The sequence below is a fragment of the Neorhizobium sp. P12A genome (assembly GCF_008365395.1).
Taxonomy (GTDB): domain Bacteria; phylum Pseudomonadota; class Alphaproteobacteria; order Rhizobiales; family Rhizobiaceae; genus Rhizobium.
This window is the reverse complement of sequence record NZ_QOVX01000005.1, coordinates 92,366-111,465: the sequence shown is the minus strand read 5'-3', so window position 1 is coordinate 111,465 and position 19,100 is coordinate 92,366. Positions and strand designations below refer to the sequence as shown.

General features: G+C 60.4%; 16 protein-coding genes. 6 read left to right on the top strand and 10 right to left on the bottom strand.

The window, feature by feature from the left end:
* Positions 1-1,029: a sugar isomerase gene (locus tag DTW90_RS16815; RefSeq protein ID WP_149339693.1), complete on the bottom strand. Its 1,029-nt coding sequence runs from the start codon at positions 1,027-1,029 to the stop codon at positions 1-3.
* Positions 1,019-1,942 (bottom strand): BadF/BadG/BcrA/BcrD ATPase family protein, encoded by a 924-nt coding sequence (locus tag DTW90_RS16810; protein ID WP_132523111.1) that lies wholly within the window; start codon positions 1,940-1,942, stop codon positions 1,019-1,021. The genes DTW90_RS16815 and DTW90_RS16810 overlap by 11 nt, the downstream gene beginning before the upstream one ends.
* Before the next feature lie 123 nt (positions 1,943-2,065).
* Here DTW90_RS16810 and DTW90_RS16805 point away from each other — a divergent pair, with 123 nt between their 5' ends.
* The 5 genes from DTW90_RS16805 to DTW90_RS16785 are packed head-to-tail and all read left to right on the top strand — an operon-like array spanning position 2,066 to position 6,988.
* Positions 2,066-3,316, top strand: coding sequence for an extracellular solute-binding protein (locus DTW90_RS16805; RefSeq protein WP_132523113.1), 1,251 nt, complete (start codon positions 2,066-2,068; stop codon positions 3,314-3,316).
* Position 3,317: 1 nt separating this feature from the next.
* Complete coding sequence (locus tag DTW90_RS16800; protein ID WP_132523115.1) at positions 3,318-4,253, top strand: sugar ABC transporter permease; 936 nt, start codon at positions 3,318-3,320, stop codon at positions 4,251-4,253.
* Between the two features lie 45 nt (positions 4,254-4,298).
* Positions 4,299-5,129, top strand: coding sequence for a carbohydrate ABC transporter permease (locus tag DTW90_RS16795; RefSeq protein WP_132523117.1), 831 nt, complete (start codon positions 4,299-4,301; stop codon positions 5,127-5,129).
* Positions 5,130-5,150: 21 nt separating this feature from the next.
* Positions 5,151-6,203, top strand: a complete 1,053-nt coding sequence (ugpC, locus tag DTW90_RS16790; protein WP_132523119.1) for a sn-glycerol-3-phosphate ABC transporter ATP-binding protein UgpC — start codon at positions 5,151-5,153, stop codon at positions 6,201-6,203.
* Positions 6,204-6,214: 11 nt separating this feature from the next.
* Positions 6,215-6,988, top strand: a complete 774-nt coding sequence (locus DTW90_RS16785; RefSeq protein WP_132523121.1) for an SDR family oxidoreductase — start codon at positions 6,215-6,217, stop codon at positions 6,986-6,988.
* Positions 6,989-7,039: 51 nt separating this feature from the next.
* On the opposite strand, the gene DTW90_RS16780 is transcribed toward DTW90_RS16785, so the two are convergent.
* The 8 genes from DTW90_RS16780 to tauA all read right to left on the bottom strand — a co-directional run bounded on the left by DTW90_RS16780 (position 7,040) and on the right by tauA (position 15,057).
* Positions 7,040-8,029, bottom strand: a complete 990-nt coding sequence (locus DTW90_RS16780; protein WP_245512684.1) for a beta-ketoacyl-ACP synthase III — start codon at positions 8,027-8,029, stop codon at positions 7,040-7,042.
* Positions 8,029-9,294: an adenosylmethionine--8-amino-7-oxononanoate transaminase gene (locus DTW90_RS16775; protein WP_132523123.1), complete on the bottom strand. Its 1,266-nt coding sequence runs from the start codon at positions 9,292-9,294 to the stop codon at positions 8,029-8,031. Before DTW90_RS16775 ends, DTW90_RS16780 begins: the two co-directional genes overlap by 1 nt.
* Positions 9,291-9,929 (bottom strand): dethiobiotin synthase, encoded by a 639-nt coding sequence (gene bioD / locus DTW90_RS16770; protein WP_132523125.1) that lies wholly within the window; start codon positions 9,927-9,929, stop codon positions 9,291-9,293. Before bioD ends, DTW90_RS16775 begins: the two co-directional genes overlap by 4 nt.
* On the bottom strand, positions 9,926-11,071 hold the full coding sequence (locus tag DTW90_RS16765; protein WP_149339691.1) for an 8-amino-7-oxononanoate synthase: 1,146 nt from the start codon (positions 11,069-11,071) through the stop codon (positions 9,926-9,928). The genes bioD and DTW90_RS16765 overlap by 4 nt, the downstream gene beginning before the upstream one ends.
* Complete coding sequence (bioB, locus tag DTW90_RS16760) at positions 11,068-12,003, bottom strand: biotin synthase BioB (RefSeq protein ID WP_246664968.1); 936 nt, start codon at positions 12,001-12,003, stop codon at positions 11,068-11,070. The genes DTW90_RS16765 and bioB overlap by 4 nt, the downstream gene beginning before the upstream one ends.
* A 302-nt stretch (positions 12,004-12,305) precedes the next feature.
* Complete coding sequence (locus tag DTW90_RS16755; RefSeq protein WP_132523131.1) at positions 12,306-13,148, bottom strand: ABC transporter permease subunit; 843 nt, start codon at positions 13,146-13,148, stop codon at positions 12,306-12,308.
* Positions 13,149-13,193: 45 nt separating this feature from the next.
* Positions 13,194-13,985: an ABC transporter ATP-binding protein gene (locus DTW90_RS16750; RefSeq protein ID WP_149339687.1), complete on the bottom strand. Its 792-nt coding sequence runs from the start codon at positions 13,983-13,985 to the stop codon at positions 13,194-13,196.
* Between the two features lie 64 nt (positions 13,986-14,049).
* Positions 14,050-15,057, bottom strand: a complete 1,008-nt coding sequence (tauA, locus tag DTW90_RS16745) for a taurine ABC transporter substrate-binding protein (RefSeq protein ID WP_132523135.1) — start codon at positions 15,055-15,057, stop codon at positions 14,050-14,052.
* A 353-nt stretch (positions 15,058-15,410) separates the two neighbouring features.
* On the opposite strand from tauA, the gene DTW90_RS16740 reads away from it, so the two are divergent.
* Positions 15,411-19,022 (top strand): hydantoinase B/oxoprolinase family protein, encoded by a 3,612-nt coding sequence (locus DTW90_RS16740; protein WP_132523339.1) that lies wholly within the window; start codon positions 15,411-15,413, stop codon positions 19,020-19,022.
* The last annotated feature ends 78 nt before the right edge of the window (positions 19,023-19,100 follow it).

Below are 19,100 nucleotides of genomic sequence, written 5' to 3'. Positions count from 1 at the left end.
TTAGACCTCCGTCGGCGACCACGCCTTTAGTTTCGTGTCGGTCTGTCTGTAGCGAAACGTGATGTCGGTCAGTCCCGCCGAATCCTGCATGTCGCCGACAATCATCTGGAGCGCGACGATCTGGATGATCGCGTCGGCCACGGGATTGTCGAACCCCGGAACGGTGATGACCGTAAGGTTCGGGCGGTGAGGCACGTCGGATCGATCGGTGATCAAAACGGATGGGCAGCCGAAGCCTGCCATATCTTCTGCGATTTTCACCTCGCGGCCGTTGCCGAAAGCGATCACACCGGTACGGCTGTCCTGCGACTCCATCGGCCCGTGAAGATAGTTCATCGTATCCCAGCCGGCCGCGGGAATGCGCACAGCTTCCCGGATCAGCATGGCGCCTTCGCCGGCAGTCGCAAATCCGGCGCGGGCACCGACCAGATCGATCGAGCTGCAGGCTTGCAGGCTTGCCGCGGCGGCGTTGGCCATATTGCGCGTTGATTGCAGCATTTGGCCAACAGCCGCCGGCAGATCGGCCCATCCGCTGAAGGTCTTGCCCGCAAGGGCATCGCAGAGAAGTCCGATCGCAAGCACCATGCCGGTATAGCCCGTCGAGCTTGCTCCGTTGTCCGCTCCCGAACCGCTCGGAATGACGGCGCCGGTCAGTTCCGCAAGCGGGTTTTCGGCGCTCCTGCAAATCGCAATGCGGGGCATAAGAGCCCGCAGCGCCATGACATCGGAAATCTCCTTGCTCTGGCCCGAGGCCGAGAGCGCCACGAAAGCCTGCGCAGCGCTGTCCACGGCTTCATAGAGGTCCGTCGGGCAATAGGCAAAAGACGGAATACCGAGCAGCCGCAGGTAACTGGCGCCGACCATGGCCGCCTGATAGCTCGCCCCGATTCCCGCAAAACCGATCGACTTGCCCCGGAACGGCCGGATATCGATCGTCTCCAATGCGGCCGTCACGATCTTGAGACCGTGCGCAAGGCTCTCGGGCTGGCGGGCAACCGCGCTGCGATAGCCTATCCGTTCATTTGCCATTGAATTTCTCCATTTCACGAATCTCGGCGCGAAGGCGTTCAGCTATGGCGAGCGCTCCGTTGACAGGCGGCGCCCGCAGCAGCGTGATCTCGCTCGCCGGCGATACTTTCGACATGGCGGCGACGAATGCGTCGAAGAGCAGGGGTTGTTCGACGACAACGCCGCCGCCGATCACCACGTGGCTCGCATCCGCTCCACGGCTGATCAGGACCCCGATAAGACCGGCGAGCGCATCCGCGCCCTCGCGGATCACCCGATTTGCGAGTGCCGACCCTTGCCGCGCGGCATCGAACACCGCATCTGCATATCCGCCCCAGATGGCAGCGCTTCGGGTAGCGTTCAAAAGCCGGCCGATTTTGGTTGCATCTTCTGTCTCAAGCTTTGCCATCAATTCCGCTATCAGAGGGTCGTCCATCTGGCCGAGATCGATCGCGCCGCGAATGGCACGGGCTGCCTCCCTGACGAGGGCTGCGGCACCACCTTCATCTCCGAGGATCCAACCCCATCCGCCGGCCACAAGCATTTCATCGTTTGCCGTGCGGGCAACCGCGATCGAACCGGTCCCGGAGACGACGCCGATACCGGAGACGAAACCCGCTGCCGGAACGAGCAGTTCAGAATCGTTGACGACCTTTATTCTTCCCTCAAGGCCGGAAGCGAGGTCGGCTTCCAGTTGCTTGCAGTGCTCATCAGTGTCGCAACCATGCGCGCCGATTGCCGTTGCACAGAGTTTGCCGCCGGCAATCTCCTTGATGAGCGCGGCAAGCGCCACGGCATCCTTTTCGCGCTCCCATACGCGCCAGTCGGAAGAGGGGACCACCTTGTCCGCGATAACGCGGTTCGCGTCCTTGATGAGGACGTGCGTTTTTGTCCCGCCGATATCGATCCCTGCAATGAGGTCAGCTTGCTTCATATGGTCTGGCGCCTGTGAATAAAAATATAGTTCGGCAAATTTACAAACTATCTAGCCAGAACGCAAGAACTATGATTTGTTAATGATCGTGGACATGCTCTAGAACGAAAAAAGGGGAGCACAATGAAACTGACATCGATCGCAGGGCTGCTGACCGCAGCGACAATCGCCTGGGGTGTTTCGGCGCCCCTTACCTACGCGACTGACATCTCTTTCTGGACATGGCGCCAGGAAGACAAGGCTGCTTACAACGAGCTGTTTTCCGATTTCACAAAGGAAAATCCGGACATCCACGTGAAGTTCGAATCCTTCCCGGACGAGAATTATCCGACGATCGTCTCCACTGCGCTTGCGGGCGGCAAGGGCGGCGACGTCATTCACACCCACGCTTATGGCTGGCTGGAGCAATTCGTAAAATCCGGCTACTTCGTCAAGCAAGACAGCTCGAACATGCCCTCGCTCGCCAATATGTCGGCCGACGCGTTGCTTGCCGGCACCTACCGTGGCGACGGCCAGGTTTATTCTCTCCCCTTCGCATCTCAGACCCTCGGCCTGTTCATCAACAAGGACGTTTTCCAGAAGGCCGGCCTGACGCCGCCGACCACCTGGGATGAGTTCATCACCGTATCCAAGGCGCTGAAGGAAAAGGGCATCACTCCGCTGGCAAACGGCCTCGGCACCAGCTGGTTCAACGAAATGTTCGTCGCCGCTTTCACCGGCCCGTTCCTCGGACAGGATTTCGTCTCGGATCTGAAGACCGGCAAGGCAACCTTCAAGGACCCGCGCTATATCGCGGCGCTCAACAAACTGCTTGAGCTGCGCGACTACATGCCGACCGGCTTCGAAGGCGTTGATTACGATACCGCGGGTCAGCTTTTCGTCAGCGGGCGCGCGGCCATGCTTGCCGGCGGCAGCTTCGACATCGCCACCTACAAGAGCCAGAATCCGCAGCTCGACATGGATTTTGTCGCCCCGCCAGCCGCCAAGGCCGGTGATATTCCGCAGGCGACGAAGTTCTTCGATGGTGGCTACGCCGTCAATGCCGCCTCACCGAACAAGGAAGCTGCCCTGAAATTGGTGGCCTGGATGGGTACCAAGGAATTCGGCGACAAGTTCACCGCTCTTCTCGGGAATATCTCGCCGATCAAGGGCGTCGAAGTGAAGGACCCGCTGCTTGCCGAGGTTGCCAAGCTCAACGAGACGGCCATGCCGCATATCAACGTGGTCTACTTCCGTTTCGAAAAGCCGACCGGTTCCGAGTTGCTGCAGACCGACATTACGAAGATGATGAGTGGATCGATTACGCCGGACCAGCTCGGCGCCGACCTCACCAACGGTCTCGCCAAGTGGTACAAGCCTTTCCAGGGGAAGTAAGATGAGCAACGACCGCCGCCGCTCCAGATCCTTTTGGCCGCGGCGCCGGTCGTTGTGGATTCTCTTCCTGCTGCTGCCGGCCCTGACCGTCATGACGCTCTTTGTCGTATGGCCGCTCTTGTCGGCCCTGCGCTTCGCGTTCTACGACTTCAATGGTCTGTTGCCGTCGCATTTCATCGGTCTCGAAAACTTCCGAAAGGTGCTGTTCGAAGAGCCCTATAGCGGTTGGACCTACAATGCCTTCTGGCATAACGTCATCGTTTTCGTCTCGCTGATGATTTTTGAAAATGGCACGGCCTTTCTCGTTGCCTTCGCACTGCTGAAGGGCCTGCCGGGACATCGCATTCACCAGGTGATCGTCTTCCTGCCGGTCGTTCTGTCTTCGGTCATTGTCGGCTTTCTCTGGAAGCTTTTCCTGAACCCGATCTTCGGTCTGGTGAACGGCGCACTGGCACTTGTTCACATTCAGGGGCCAGCCTGGCTTGGCAATGAAAACACGGCGCTCGGCAGCATCATATTTGCCAATATCTGGCACTGGCTCGGTTTCCCGACGCTCGTCCTTCTTGCCGGCATGCAGCGGATTTCCGCGGAAGTGATCGAGGCCGCCCGTCTGGACGGCGCCGGCGACTATGTTCTCTTGCGACGCATCATCTGGCCGCTGATCGCGCCGAGCGTCACGATCGTCTGCATCCTGACCTTCATTGGCAGCTTCAACTGGTTTGAAATCCCTTATGTCATGGCCGGCCTCACCGGTTCGCCTGGCGGTTCGACCGACGTTCTGGGTCTCTATTTCTACCGCACGGCATTCGGCAGCGTGACGAACGGGATCCAGGATTTCGGGCAGGGTAGCGCCCTCGCGGTCCTGATGTTCATCTTCGTGGCCGGCTTTTCGTTCGTTGCCTTGCGTTTCCTTCGCCGCCGCGAAATTCAGCTCTAGAGATCGGGCCTTGCTGTCGTCCCTTTCAACCCTGCGAGACAAGACATGAACAATTCCAACGAGTGGGTGAAGAACGGCTTCATTCAGGCGCTGCTCGCGCTGAATGCGCTGATCATGCTCTATCCGCTCTTTGTCATGGTGCTTTCGGCTTTCAAGACAAATGCGGAGATCTTCAGTTCGCCCTTCGCATTGCCGAACAGCCTTTCCTTCGCAAACCTGCAGAAGGTCTGGGACCAGACGAATTTCCTTCGCTACATGCTGAATTCCTTTGGCGTTACATTTGCTTCGATCGCGCTGATCCTGATCTTCGGCACGATGGCGGCCTATGCGATTGCGCGCTACGAGTTCCGGCTTGGAGGCGCCGTGCTGATGTTCTTCATCAGCGGCATGACGGTGCCTCTGAAGCTTGCGATCATTCCGCTCTTCATCCAGCTCAACGCCTTGCATCTGATCGACACCTATGCCGGTCTCGTCCTTGTCTATGTTGCAATGGGACTGCCGTCGGCCGTCTTCATCCTCACCGGCTTTCTGCGGACCTTGCCGCGCGAACTGGAAGAATCCGCCCGCATGGACGGTGCGAGCGAATTGTTGATCATGCTTCGCATCATGCTGCCTCTGGCAAAGCCCGCGATGGTCATCGTGATGATCCAGAACGCCGTCCCGATCTGGAATGACTTCTTCTTCCCGCTGATCCTGATCACCTCCGATGACCTGAAGACATTGCCGCAGGGGCTTACCGTCTTCATCGGCGAATTCACCACCGATTGGGGCGTCATGTTCACGGGCTTGACGCTCGCGGCGCTGCCGATCACGCTGCTTTATATCGTCCTCTCCAAGCAATTCATCGCCGGCATCACGCAAGGCGCGGTGAAGTAGGTTGCCCAACAAGGAAGTTCCATGAGCTCTGTCCAAATTCGCAATGTCAGCAAGAGCTATGCCCAGACCAGCATCATCAAGGACATTTCGGTCGATATTCCCGATGGCGAGTTCGTCGTTCTCGTCGGCCCTTCCGGTTGCGGAAAATCGACGCTTCTAAGGATGATCGCGGGTCTGGAAGAGATCACCGGCGGCGAAATCGAAATAGCGGGAAAGGTGATCAACGACGTCGCGCCAAAATCGCGCGATATCGCCATGGTATTCCAAAACTACGCTCTCTATCCGCATATGACTATCCGGCAGAACATGGAGTTCGCCCTCTCGCTGAAGAAAGTGCCGAAGCCGGAGATCGACGCCAAGGTGAAACGGGCCGCCGCAATCCTTGGCCTCGGCGACCTGCTGGAACGCTATCCGAGGCAGCTTTCCGGCGGCCAGCGCCAGCGCGTTGCCATGGGGAGGGCGATCGTGCGCGACCCCAAGGTATTTCTGTTCGACGAGCCGCTGTCCAACCTCGATGCGAAACTGCGCGTCCAGATGCGGGCGGAGATCAAGGCCCTGCATCAGCGGCTGAAGACCACGACGGTCTATGTCACGCATGATCAGGTCGAAGCGATGACCATGGCGGATCGGATCGTCGTCATGCGTTCCGGTGTCGTCGAGCAGGCCGGTGTCCCTCTCGAGCTCTATGACGATCCGGCGAATATCTTCGTCGCACAATTCATCGGCTCGCCCGCCATGAACCTCATTGAAGGGAAGATCAGTGCCGGGGCATTCGAAACGGAGGACGGCGTGAGACTTGCTCTGCCCGTCTCTGATGTCGTCGACGGCCAGAAAGTGTCCTACGGCATCCGGCCGGAACACATTCGGCTTTCGGATGAGGGCGTTCCCGGCACGATCTACATCATCGAGCCGACCGGCGCTTCGACTGAAGTGATCGTCCAGGCAGGCGCCCAGCAGATTGCCCTTACCGCGCACGAACGCCTGCACCTTCAACCCGGACAACAGGTCTGCCTGGCGATCGACACTGCCAAGGTGTGTCTGTTTGACAGCGACGGCCGGCGGATCAGGTCTTGAGGAGATAACCCATGGCGGATAGCCAGAGAAAATGCGCGGTTATCACCGGCGGGGGGTCCGGCATCGGGGCGGCGACGTCCCGCGCCCTTGCCCGCGCGGGCTATGACGTCGTCATCAATTATAGCCGCAATCGCGATGGCGCCGAGGCCGTTGCCGAGCAATGCAGGGCAGAAGGCGGCGAAGCGATCACCGCTGTCGGCGATATTGCCGATGATGAAGCGTGCCGGGCGATCGTCGATGCTGCCCTCGGGCGCTTCGGCCGCATCGATGCCTTGGTCAACAATGCCGGTGTGACGCGCCATGCCCCGGCGGCTGATCTCGCCGCATCGAACGCCGTGGATTTCCAACATATCTTCAGCGTCAATGTGACCGGCACCTATCAGATGATCCGCGCTGCCGTCCCCTTTCTCAAGCAGACCGACAGCGGTTCCATCGTGAACGTGTCTTCGGATTCGGCCTTCTCCGGCGATGGCTCGTCGCTTGCCTATGCCGCCTCAAAGGGTGCGGTCAACACCATGACGATCGGATTGGCGCGGACGCTGGCGCCGGCAATCCGCGTCAATGCGGTCTGCCCCGGCTTCGTCGATACGACATGGGCGCTCGCCTGGCACGACGAGGAATCCTACAGGGTTTTCAAAGAGGGCTTGATCGCAGCCGCGCCGCTCCACAGCATTCCAGATGCGCTAGACATCGCCGACGCCATTCTCTGGTTGACCGACCGGGCGACAAGAGTGACCGGTCAGTGCCTTGTCATCGACAGCGGAATGCATCTCACAGCTGGATAGCAAGAGATATCGGGCCAGTTTCGGCAAGGTATTGGACAACGCCGCCCGACCCTAAGCCCGAATGATCACGGATCCTCCCGAAAGGCCCGCGCCGGCAGCGGTCAAAAGCAAAGTTTCACCCTCGGCGAATCTCGTTTCGCGGTTGGCAAGAGACAGGGACAGCGGGATGGTTGCCGCGGATGAATTGCCGTAGGTTTCGATCGTCCTGACGATCGTGGCTTTCTCGATGCCGAGATTGTCGCAAACTGCGTCGAACATTCGCGCATTGGCTTGATGGGGTATGAAGCAGTCGATATCCCCCGCGGACACGCCTGCCTGTTCCATCGCCTTCCGCGACGTCCTAGTCATCAGATCGACCGCGCGAGAAAAAACCTCGCGCCCGTTCCGCATCGTCATCAGAAATTCGACCGCACCGATCTCCGCGGAAAAAGGCCGATTGCTGCCGCCGGCTGGTATCTGGATCAGATCATAGCCACTGCCATCCGACGAAAGATCCGCAGAGAGAAGGCCGCGCTTGATATCTCGATCCGGCACGAGCACGACTGCGCCTGCCGCATCGGCGAAAAGTACGGCGCTTGCCCTTTCGGCAGGATTGATGCGGCGGCTGAGGATATTGGCAGCCACCACCAGCACCGGGCAGCCATGTGCTTTTACGAAGCCATCTGCCAGCGTGAGTGCATAAAGAAACCCGGAGCAGGCACCCGCAAGATCGATCGCACCGGATTTTTCAAGACCCAGCTTGTGCGCGAGCAGCGGCGCCGATGGCGGCAGAAGATGGTCGGGCGTTGAGGTAGCGAGTAGCGTCAGTGCGACGTCCGACCGGGTGAGCGCCGCATCATCGAGCGCCATCTGCCCGGCTGCCGCAGCAAGGCCGCTCAACGTTTCGCCGTCCTCGGCCCAATAGCGCGTGCGGATACCGGTCCGGCGCTCGATCCACCCTGTCTCAAGCCCGAGGCGGGCTTCGATTTCCTCATTGTCGACGCATCTTGTCGGCACCGCGTGTCCGAAGCCGGCCATATGGGAAGAAGGGCTCGGGACCATCAGACGCTATTCCCGATGATTGACGCCACCTCGTCGATGGCCTCATAGGCGCGCGCAAGCTCATCGTCGGTAACGCAATAAGGCGGCATGAGGTAAAGGACGTTGCCGAGCGGACGGATGAGCAGGCCGCGCTCGCGGAACAATCTGCGCATACGCGGACCAACATCGGCCAGATAGCCGGACGATGGTACTGACAAATCGAGTGCTGCAATCGTCCCTATTTGCCGAACGTTGTCGAACCTCGCATCCTCGGCATATCGCGCCAGGATCTGCCGATGCGCGACTTCAAGATTCCGAACGCGATCCAGAACCGGCTCACTACGCCAGATCTCGAGATTGGCGACCGCCGCAGCGCAGGCGATCGGATTGGCGGTGTAAGAACTCGAATGAAAGAAGGTCTTCCGTCTGTCCGTCGACAGATGGGCGTCAAAGATATCGGCGGTGCAGAGCGTGGCCGCGAGCGGTATCGCGCCGCCGGTCAGTCCCTTGGATGTACACAGGATGTCAGGGACGATCTCTGCCTGCTCACAGGCGAACATCGTGCCGGTCCGGCCCCAGCCAGTCATCACTTCGTCGGCAATGAAAAGGCATCCATATCGCGCGGCGATATGCTTCAATCCTGCAAGGACGGCCGGGCTGTATGTCCTCATCCCGCCGGCCCCGAGAACCAGGGGCTCGATCAGCAAGGCCGCGACGCGTCCCTTGCGGCAGAACGCCTCGAACCGATCGAGCGTGTCTTGCTCATGTCCCCTTTCTGGAAAGGGAATCCGATCCACGTCAAACAATAGCGGCTCGTAGGCGGCGTTGAAAACACCGCGCTCCCCAGCCGACATCGTACCGATCGTATCACCGTGATAGCTGTTCTCCATCACCACGATGCGATTGCGCGGTTCGCCCTGATTGTGGAAGTAGCCGAGCGCCATTTTGATAGCCACCTCGACCGAGGTGGAGCCGCTGTCGGAATAAAACACATGCTTCAGTCCGGGCGGAGCAATCTCGATCAAACCGCTGGCGAGCCGCTCGGCCGGCTCGTGCGAGAACTCGGCGAAAATGATCTGGTCGAAACTCTCGGTCGCAGCGCGAATTGCCTCCATGATTACAGGATGCCGGTGGCCATGCGTAATGACCCACCATGACGAAATGGCATCGAGAATGCGCTTGCCCTCCTCGTCGACGAGATAGGCGCCTTTCGTCGATACGATGCGTTTCATCGGCGGTTCGAGTGCGTGTTGTGTGAAGGGGTGCCAGACCGCTGATCGGTTCATTGCGATGCCTCGACAAAGGTCGCCAGATCGAAATTCTGCAGGAATGCCTGACGAAGCGTGAGATGATTTATGACCGGAAGCGGCGGCAGGCGACCAAGTGAACGAATCCCGCTCATTTCCATGATGATGCGTTGTGTCTCGTGGTTTTCGTCGCCGATGAACGCAATGCCGAATATCGGAATAGCGCGGCGCTTCATCGCTTCGAGCGACAGAAGCGTATGGTTGATCGTACCCAGTGATGTTCGGGCACACAGGATGGCTGGGAGCTGCCATCGGGCGAAAATATCGGCGAAGACCATCTTGTCTGAGAGCGGCACCAGAAGTCCGCCCGCCCCTTCGATAACCAGTGGGCCACTGGTTTGCGGTGGAGTAAGACTGTCGGCATCAATCGAGATACCGTCGATGCGGGCGGAGAGGTGCGGCGAAGCGGGTGTCGCAAGCCGGTAGGCCTCCGGCAGGATACGTCCTCTGGGCGCGCCTGAGAGCCGCAGCACGGCCTCGCTATCGGTCTCCTCATCGAGACCCGACTGCACGGGCTTCCAATAAAAAGCATCCAGGGCGACCGTCAGCGCGGCCGAGAAGATCGTCTTGCCGATGCCGGTATCCGTGCCGGTGATGACATACCTCGGGATCACGATTTCACTCCCTCGAACGCGTCGGCAAGTCGCTCGACCATGCTAGCAATCTGGTCCTCATCAACGTTGAGAGTGATGGAAATTCTCAGACGCGCGGTTCCATCAGGCACGGTCGGCGGCCGAATGGCTCTTACGTCGAAACCGTCAGCCCGCATGCGCTCGGCAATTCGGAGCGCGCGGTCATTGTCGCCAACGATGACCGGCATGATTTGCGAACCGCTGGGATCGATGCCGAGCTGCGATTTCAATTGTTCGCCGGCAAAGTCGATCAAGTTTTTGAGGCGCAAGCGGCGCTCAGGCTCAGTGTCGATGATCCGCAACGCCTCGCGCACGCCGGCTGCGATTAACGGAGACGGCGCGGTCGAATAGATGAAGTTGCGCGCGCGATTGATCATATAGTCGGCGAGAACCGCCGGCAGCTCCAAAAGCGCGCCGGACATTCCCATAGCCTTGCCGCAAGTGTGCAACACCAGCACGTTGCCGCGGCTTTCCAAGCCTGATGCAAGGCCGCGACCTCCGGGACCGAATACGCCCGTGGCGTGTGCCTCATCGACGACCAGAAATCCCTCGTACCTATCGGCGAGCTCCGCAAGCTCGGATACCTTCGCTCGGTCCCCGTCCATCGAATAAAGGCTTTCGACGGCGATCCAGGGAGAACCTCTACCGCCGCGTGCCCGCCAATTCCGGATCGCTACATCGAAGGCCCCCACATCATTGTGCGGGACGGCCAAAGCCTCGGCTTTGCTTGCGGAAATGCCATCTCGGGCGCTCGCATGGATCAGCGTGTCGTAGACGATGAGGTCGTCGCGCTGCGGCAAGGTTGAAAAGAGCGAGACGTTCGCCGCAAATCCATTGCTGAAATAAAGGGCCTTCTCCACTCCGAAGAACGCTGCAGCCTCCGCCTCGAGTTCTTCATGTTCGGGATGATTGCCCCGCAGCAACCGGGATCCGCCCGCGCCCACTGGAACCCCGCGATCGATTGCGGCCGCTGTCGCCGCCTTGAGACGCGGGGCATTGGCTAGCCCGAGATAATCGTTGGAGGTGAAATCTACGCCTTGCTGCGAGGCGAGAGTGCGAAACCGCGATCTACGCGTTAAACCGGCAAGCTTAGCCTCGTAGCGGGCGAGTGCCGGAGAATTCATCGTGATCTCTTCAGTTCCATCGGCTTCAAGCCGAGCCGGCGGAAAAGAGCCGTATCGTGATCCTCGCCAGGATTATCCGCAGTCAGGAGCGTATCTCCGACAAAGATAGAATTCGCCCCGGCAAAGAAACAGAGCGCCTGCAACTCGTCACTCATATCGGTGCGGCCGGCAGACAGGCGCACATGCGAGGTCGGCATCAGGATTCGCGCGAGCGCGATGGTGCGGACGAATTCGATCGGGTCGATCGGCTCGGCATTCGCCAGCTTGGAGCCGGGGATCGGAATCAGCATGTTGATCGGCACGCTCTCCGGTGCCGCAGGCAAGTTGGCAAGCGTAACCAGCATCGAAACGCGATCCTCTGCCGTTTCTCCCATCCCAAGTATCCCGCCTGCGCAGACCTTGATGCCCGCATCCCGGACATTGGCAAGTGTTTCCAGCCGGTCCTCAAAAGTGCGCGTGGTGATGATCTCCGAATAGAAGCGCTCGGAGGTATCGAGATTGTGATTGTAGTAATCGAGGCCGGCATCGGCGAGCCGTGCGGATTGTTCTGATGTCAGCATGCCGAGGGTCATGCAGGTTTCCATGCCGAGCGCCCTGACGCCCTCGACCATGGCGACGAGACTATCCATGTCGCGGTCCTTGGGATTGCGCCAGGCTGCGCCCATGCAATAGCGCGTCGCCCCGCTCTCCTTTGCCTTTCGTGCCTCTGTCAGCACGCGCTCGACCTCCATGAGCTTCGAGGCCTTCAGCCCGGTCGGATAGTGCGCAGACTGGCTGCAATAGCCGCAGTCCTCGGCGCAGCCACCGGTTTTGATCGACAGAAGCCGGCTCATCTGGATGGCGTTCGGGTCGAAATTGTCGCGGTGAACGGTCTGGGCTCGATAAAGCAGATCGTTGAATGGCAAATTATAGATAAAATTCGCTTCTTGAATGGAGGTGGTGCGAGAATCGGGCTTCGAATGCTGTCCCTGATGTACTGGCTTGTCGAAAGATTGATCCAAAACGTTCCCCTGCCCTGAGTCTGTAGATAATTATCGTTTTTATCTATAATTTTCTCGGAAGGGAAGCCTCTTTGCAGGTGGAGCCTGAGAAGCGAGATTTCTCCAGGAATCAAAAGACCTGTCGAGTGGCCTCACACGACAGGTCTTTGCTTTGCTTCGTGGTGTGACTGCCCCTCTCTAATGAGCAGCCATGGTTCGCGATGGTACGCGCTAAACGCGTTGTGTCCTCGACTTCAAAGCTTCCCCTTCCAGGGGATCAGGCGCTGCTCCAGGAAGCGCATAGCCATCGTGAAGGCGCAGGCGAAAACCGCGATCACAATCAGGCCGACAAAGACGACATCCGTGGCGAGGAAATTGGCGGCCGACATGATCATGTAGCCGACACCGGATTGTGCCGCGATCAGCTCAGCGGCCACCAATGTGGACAACACCGCGCCGATCGCGATGCGAGTTCCGGTCAGCACTTCGGGAAGCGCCGACGGTAATACGATCGTTGTGAAGATCTGCCTTGCGTTCGCTCCGAGAGAGCGAGCGGCGTTGATGCGCTCCTGCGGCACGGAGCGGACGCCGGCTTGGGCAGCGTAGCATATGGGTGCGAAGGCAGCGAGGCTCAGAAGCAGGATCTTCGATGACTCGCCGATGCCGAGCCAGATGATGAGGAGCGGAAGATAGGCAAGCGGCGGCAGCCCCCAATAGATATCGATGGGAACGCTCAGGATGCCCCTGGCCCAACGATTGAGCCCCATGAGCAACCCCACGGGTACGCCGAGACCGATACCGAAGGCCAGGGCCACGCTGACGCGACCGAGGCTGGCAAGGACGTGGTCGAGAAGCGTCCCATTCGCATAGCCGTCGGAAGCGATCGCCAGGGTCTGCGTGAGGACCTCCTTCGGCGAGGGTAGAAACAGCGGGGAGGCGAGGTGATATCTGGTCGCCGCGACCCAAGCCACGAGCAGCGCGACAAGGGTCGCTGCGCTTATGGCCAACGTGCCACCAGGTTTGCCGAAGGAGCGGACCGGCGAGCGCTTTTGTTTTTCTTCCGCGGTCGGCAGGCCGGTGTCTGTTGCGACGGTCATTTCAAAATCCTTTGTCTCGATGATATCGGCCGGTTCGTGGTGCCATCAGGCCACTTCGAACTGGGACCGCGCGGGCTTATGGATCAGCGAGCGGATTTCCTCCCGCAGCGCGACGAATTCGGGATTTGCCAGCACGGGGCCAATGTCTCCAGTCACCGCGAATTCACGAACAAAATTGGCCTGATATCGGGCAACGATCCGGCCCGGCCTTGGCGACATGACCAGGATATGCGTGCCGAGCGTCAGCGCTTCCTCGATCGAATGCGTAATGAAGAAGATCTGTTTTCCGGTCTTTGCCCAGATGGAGGCGAGCAGCTGCTGCATGTTCTCCCGCGTCAGGCTGTCGAGAGCGCCGAAGGGCTCGTCCATCAGCAGCACCTTGGGGTCGGTGGCGAGCGCCCGCGCGATGCCGACGCGCTGCCGCATGCCGCCCGACAATTCATATGGCGGCTTTTTCTCGAAATCGGCGAGGCCGACGAGATCGAGCAGCGCGCGCGCCTGGCGATGTCGTTCCACCTTCGCGACGCCGCGATAGCGCAGGCCAAGCGCGACATTGTCGAGGACATTGGCCCAGGGCAGCAGCGTGTCCTTCTGGAATACGACGCCGCGATCCCCGCCCGGGCCTTCCACAGATCTTCCGTCAATGAGAATTTCGCCATCCGTCAGCGGCTGAAACCCGGCGATAGCGCTGAGCAAGGTCGATTTCCCGCAACCCGATGCCCCGAGCGCAACGACGATCGAAGCCGGCGGAATGTCGAATGAGACATTATCCAGCGCATGGACTTCCGTTCCGTCCGTAGCCTGGAATTTTACGGTGGCGTTTCTGATTGAAAGCATGGCCTGTCCTCGCCCGAATACGGCGGCTCAGGTTTGAGCCGCCGTCCTGTGCTTGTGGGTTACGTCAGTTGGACGCGAGTGCTGCCGCGGCGAATTGCGGGTCGACAAAGGAGGCGTAGCTGTCCTTGACGGCAGTGATCTTCTTCTGCTCCTTGAGGAATTGCGCCGTGTCCTTGAGTGTCTTGGCGATGTTTCCCTTGTCTCCACCGCCGAGCCATGCATCCGTTACCTGCTCCTGAAGCGGAACGACGACCGTCGTCTTCAGCCAGCCGGCATTCTCCTCGGGCGTTCCGCCCTGGAGTTTGGCGATCAGCTTGATGTTGTCGGAGGTCGGTCCCCAGGCGTCCGGATGCTTGGCAAAGTCGACATAATATTTGTCAATAAGGCTCACATATTTCGTCAGGAATTCCGGGTTCTTCTTAGCGAAATCGGAGGTCGCGACGAGGGAGCTGAAAACGGGGGCGCCGGCCTTGGAGACTTCGCCCGAGGTGACCAGCACCTTGCCGTCCTTTTTGAGTTCCGTCAGTGCCGGATCCCAGACGAAAGCGCCGTCGATGTCGCCGCGTTTCCACGCCGCGACGATCTGTGGCTGCGGCATTGCAATGACCTGCGCATCCTTCTCCGTCAGCCCTTGCTGTTTCAGATAGGCGAGCAACTGATAATGGTCGGTGGAAACGGGAGCGGCCGAGAACTTCTTGCCCTTCAAGTCAGCAGCCGATTTGATCTCGGGCCGCACGACCAGCGCTTCGCTGTCGCCGGCGCCGGCGGTGATGTAAATGCCCTTGACATCGAGATCGCGGCTAACTGAGGCCGCATAGGGGCTGGAGCCGACATCGCCAAGCTGCACGTCGCCGGAGGCAATGGCCGCGAAAATATCGGCTCCGGAGTTGAAGCGGCGGAATTCGATATTCCAACCGGTCTGCTTGGCGAGCTCGCCGTTTGCGATCCCGACCAGATAGGGAACCGCACCGGTCTGATAGGCGATGACCACCTTCTTGGCGTCTTCCGCGTGAGCGGATGTGAGGAGCGAGGCAAGCAAGCCGACGGCCCCGAGAAATCTCTTGATATGCATGGTTCTACCCTCTCGAAATCATCCATCGGCCGGTGTGGCGAGGAACGACCGATAGGTTTCCATATTGTCTATGTTATTTGTAGATTATTAATTCTAAATTTTGTGTCCACCGGGAAACAGGCGTTTCGCGTTTGAACGGAACCGAGCAGCAATGCGCTGATGGCCACGCCGTCTTGTCGCCGCAGGCGTTTGGCCACAGAGTGGGGACGCTTTGCCTCTCGGCGGAGTTGAACAGGGGAAACAGTATCGCCGGAGATGATTGTTGTTGACGACAAAACGTTGACGATTTATCGATATTTTGTCTCGATAAAAATAAGCATCCTGGCGGAGGTTGGGCGTTGAGCGGTAGTGAAATGAAGCGCTGGGATTTCTGGATCGATCGCGGGGGCACGTTCACCGACATCGTCGGCCGCGACCCCGATGGCGCGCTACACGCCCGCAAGGTGCTCTCCGAAAATCCCGCCGCCTATTCCGACGCCGCCGTCCAGGGCATCCGCCTTCACCTCGGCCTCACCAATGGCGAGCCGATCCCTGCCGGTCTCATCGGCGAAGTCCGCATGGGCACGACGGTTGCCACCAACGCGCTGCTCGAGCGCAAGGGCGAGCGGCTCGCACTCGTGACGACCAAGGGCTTCCGCGACGCGTTGCGCATCGGCTATCAGGAACGCAAGAAGATCTTCGCGACCGAGATCGTCAAGCCGGAAGCGCTCTACGATACTGTCACCGAGATCGACGAGCGCGTGCTCGCCGACGGCACCGTCGAGCAGGTGCTGGACGAGGATGCGGCGCGAAAGGCGCTCCAGCAGCTGCGCGACGAAGGCTATCGCGCCGTCGCCATCGTCTTCATGCATGCCTACAAGTTTCCCCCCCATGAGGCTGCTGTTGCCCGGATCGCTCGCGAGATCGGCTTCGAGCAGGTCTCCGTCAGCCATGAAGTCTCGCCGCTGATCAAGCTGGTCGGCCGTGGCGATACGACCGTCGTCGATGCCTATCTCTCCCCCGTCCTCGGCCGCTATGTCCAGCAGGTCTCGCAGGAACTCGATGTCGCCCGCACCGGCGCCCGCGTCATGTTCATGATGTCGTCGGGCGGTTTGACGGCGGCCGACATGTTCCAGGGCAAGGATGCGATCCTGTCGGGTCCGGCTGGCGGCGTCGTCGGCCTCGCCAAAACAGGCGAACAGGCGGGCTTTAACCGCGTCATCGGCTTCGACATGGGCGGCACCTCCACCGACGTCGCGCATTTCGACGGCGAATATGAACGCGCCTTCGAGACCGAAGTTGCTGGCGTGCGCGTCCGCGCCCCGATGATGCTGATCCACACCGTCGCTGCCGGCGGCGGTTCGATCCTGCATTTCGACGGCGAGCGCTTTCGCGTCGGCCCGGACTCAGCCGGCGCCCATCCCGGTCCCGCCTGCTATCGCAATGGCGGACCGCTCGCCGTCACCGACGCCAATGTCATGACCGGCAAGCTGCTGCCGGAATTCTTCCCCGCCATCTTCGGCCCCCATCAGGACCAGCCGCTGGACGTCGAGACGGTTCGCAGCAAGTTCTCGGAGCTTGCGACCCGCATCGGCGACGGTCGCAGCCCGGAAGAAGTCGCCGACGGCTTCATCCGCATCGCCGTTGCCAACATGGTCGAGGCGATCAAGAAGATCTCGGTCCAGCGCGGCTATGACGTGACCCGCTATGCGCTGAACTGCTTCGGCGGCGCCGGCGGCCAGCATGCCTGTCTCGTGGCCGACGCGCTCGGCATGAAGAGCATCCTGCTGCATCCGATGTCCGGCCTGCTCTCGGCCTACGGCATGGGTCTGGCGGACATCCGTGCCACCCGCCAGAAGGCGCTCGGCGTGCCGCTCGACGATGCCGCCCCATCGGCAATCCTTTCGCTCGGCAAGGCGCTCGAAAGCGGATGCAAGCCGGAACTGGAAGCGCAGGGCGTCGCATCTGCCGAGATCCAGACGGTGCTTCGCGCCCATATCCGCTATGCCGGCACCGACACGCTGCTCTCGGTCGAAGCGACCTTCCCCGCGGTCGATGACGCTGTCCGCCTGCGTCGGGAATTCGAGGAACTGCACAAGCGCCGCTTCGGCTTCGTCGCCGAGGACAAGCCGCTCGTTGTCGAGGCCGTCGAGGTCGAGACCATCGGCGGCGCCACGGCCGAGATCGAAGTCGAGACGGCGGCAAACGGCAAGGGCGAGGCAACGCCCGCCCGCCGCACCCGCTTCCATTCGCAGGGCGAGAGCCACGACGCCGCCGTGGTGCTGCGCGAAAAGATCCTGCCCGGTCAGACCGTAACTGGCCCGGCGATCGTCATCGAGAAGAACCAGACCATCGTCGTCGAGGACGGCTGGCAGGCGACGCTGACAGCCAAGGACCATGTCGTCATGAGCCGCATCAAGGCCCTACCGGATCGCACTGCGATCGGCACCAAGGCCGATCCGGTCATGCTGGAGATCTTCAACAACCTCTTCATGTCGATCGCCGAGCAGATGGGCGTGACGCTGCAGAACACCGCCTATTCGGTCAACATCAAGGAACGGCTGGATTTCTCCTGCGCGGTCTTCGATGCGGAAGGCAATCTCGTCGCCAATGCGCCGCATATGCCGGTGCATCTCGGCTCTATGGATGCCTCGGTCGCGACCGCGATCCGCGAAAATCTCGTCATCCATCCCGGCGACGTCTTCCTGATCAACGCGCCCTACAACGGCGGCACGCACCTTCCCGACCTCACGGTCTGCACGCCTGTTTTCGACGAGACCGGCAGCCGCATTCGCTTCTGGGTCGCGAGCCGCGGCCATCACGCCGACATCGGCGGCATCTCGCCGGGCTCCATGTCGCCGCTCGCAACCCATATCGAGGAAGAAGGCGTCTATATCGACAATTTCAAGCTCCTCGATCGCGGCCATTTTCGAGAAGACGCGCTCGCCGATCTCCTCACCGGCGCCCGCTACCCCGTCCGGCAGCTCGCCCAGAACGTCAACGACCTGAAGGCGCAGGTCGCCGCCAATGAAAAGGGCGTCGCCGAACTCAAGAAGATGATCGCCCTCTTCGGCGAAGACGTGGTCGATGCCTATATGGGCCACGTCCAGGACAATGCCGCCGAAAGCGTGCGCCGCGTCCTCGACCGCCTACCCGGCGGCGAGTTCAGCTATGAAATGGACCAGGGCTGCAAGATCGTCGTTAAGGTGACGATCGACAAGGAGAAGCGCGAGGCGACGGTCGATTTCACCGGCACCTCGGAACAGCGTGCTGACAATTTCAACGCGCCGCAGCCTGTGACCCGCGCCGCCGTTCTCTATGTCTTCCGCGTGCTCGTCGAGGCCGACATTCCGATGAATGCCGGCTGCCTCCGACCGATCCGCATCGTCATGCCCGAGGGCACCATGCTGACGCCGAAATATCCGGCAGCTGTGGTCGCCGGCAATGTCGAGGTCAGCCAGGCCGTGACGAACTGCCTGTTCGGCGCGGTCGGCGCGATGGCAGCGGCGCAAGGGACGATGAACAACCTGACCTTCGGCAACGACCAGTATCAATATTACGAAACCATCTGCTCAGGCGCGCCGGCCGGCCCCGGCTTCAACGGCGCCGATGCGGTTCATACGCACATGACCAATTCGCGCTTGACCGACCCCGAAATCCTCGAAACCCGCTTCCCCGTCGTCTTGGAGGACTTCCACATTAGGCCGAACTCGGGCGGGCGAGGAAAATGGTCGGCCGGTAACGGCACCAAGCGCACCATCCGAACTCTTGAAAAGCTGGAATTCGCTGTTCTGTCCGGTCATCGCCGCGTCGCGCCCTTCGGCCTCGAAGGCGGGGAAGCTGGGCAGACCGGCCGCAATCTCGTGCGTCGCAATGACGGCACCGTCGATGAACTCATCGGCAGCGCCCATACGGTTCTCGATTCCGGCGAGGCCTTCATCGTCGTCACCCCGACGGGCGGTGGGTACGGAAAAGCGGAAAATTGAGAGAGGTCTTTGGAGCGCTGGAGCCGCCTCGGGTGCGGCTCTCGCGGACCAAAGGTTAACAATTGAATCTTAGCGATA

Coding starts and splice junctions, on each gene's coding strand:
- DTW90_RS16815 (WP_149339693.1), bottom strand. CDS start 1,029: ATGGCAAATGAACGGATAGGCTATCGCAGCGCGGTTGCCCGCCAGCCC.
- DTW90_RS16780 (WP_245512684.1), bottom strand. CDS start 8,029: ATGGTCCCGAGCCCTTCTTCCCATATGGCCGGCTTCGGACACGCGGTG.
- DTW90_RS16750 (WP_149339687.1), bottom strand. CDS start 13,985: ATGCTTTCAATCAGAAACGCCACCGTAAAATTCCAGGCTACGGACGGA.
- tauA (WP_132523135.1), bottom strand. CDS start 15,057: ATGCATATCAAGAGATTTCTCGGGGCCGTCGGCTTGCTTGCCTCGCTC.
- DTW90_RS16755 (WP_132523131.1), bottom strand. CDS start 13,148: ATGACCGTCGCAACAGACACCGGCCTGCCGACCGCGGAAGAAAAACAA.
- ugpC (WP_132523119.1), top strand. CDS start 5,151: ATGAGCTCTGTCCAAATTCGCAATGTCAGCAAGAGCTATGCCCAGACC.
- DTW90_RS16775 (WP_132523123.1), bottom strand. CDS start 9,294: ATGAACCGATCAGCGGTCTGGCACCCCTTCACACAACACGCACTCGAA.
- DTW90_RS16795 (WP_132523117.1), top strand. CDS start 4,299: ATGAACAATTCCAACGAGTGGGTGAAGAACGGCTTCATTCAGGCGCTG.
- DTW90_RS16785 (WP_132523121.1), top strand. CDS start 6,215: ATGGCGGATAGCCAGAGAAAATGCGCGGTTATCACCGGCGGGGGGTCC.
- DTW90_RS16800 (WP_132523115.1), top strand. CDS start 3,318: ATGAGCAACGACCGCCGCCGCTCCAGATCCTTTTGGCCGCGGCGCCGG.
- DTW90_RS16740 (WP_132523339.1), top strand. CDS start 15,411: ATGAAGCGCTGGGATTTCTGGATCGATCGCGGGGGCACGTTCACCGAC.
- DTW90_RS16810 (WP_132523111.1), bottom strand. CDS start 1,942: ATGAAGCAAGCTGACCTCATTGCAGGGATCGATATCGGCGGGACAAAA.
- DTW90_RS16765 (WP_149339691.1), bottom strand. CDS start 11,071: ATGAATTCTCCGGCACTCGCCCGCTACGAGGCTAAGCTTGCCGGTTTA.
- DTW90_RS16805 (WP_132523113.1), top strand. CDS start 2,066: ATGAAACTGACATCGATCGCAGGGCTGCTGACCGCAGCGACAATCGCC.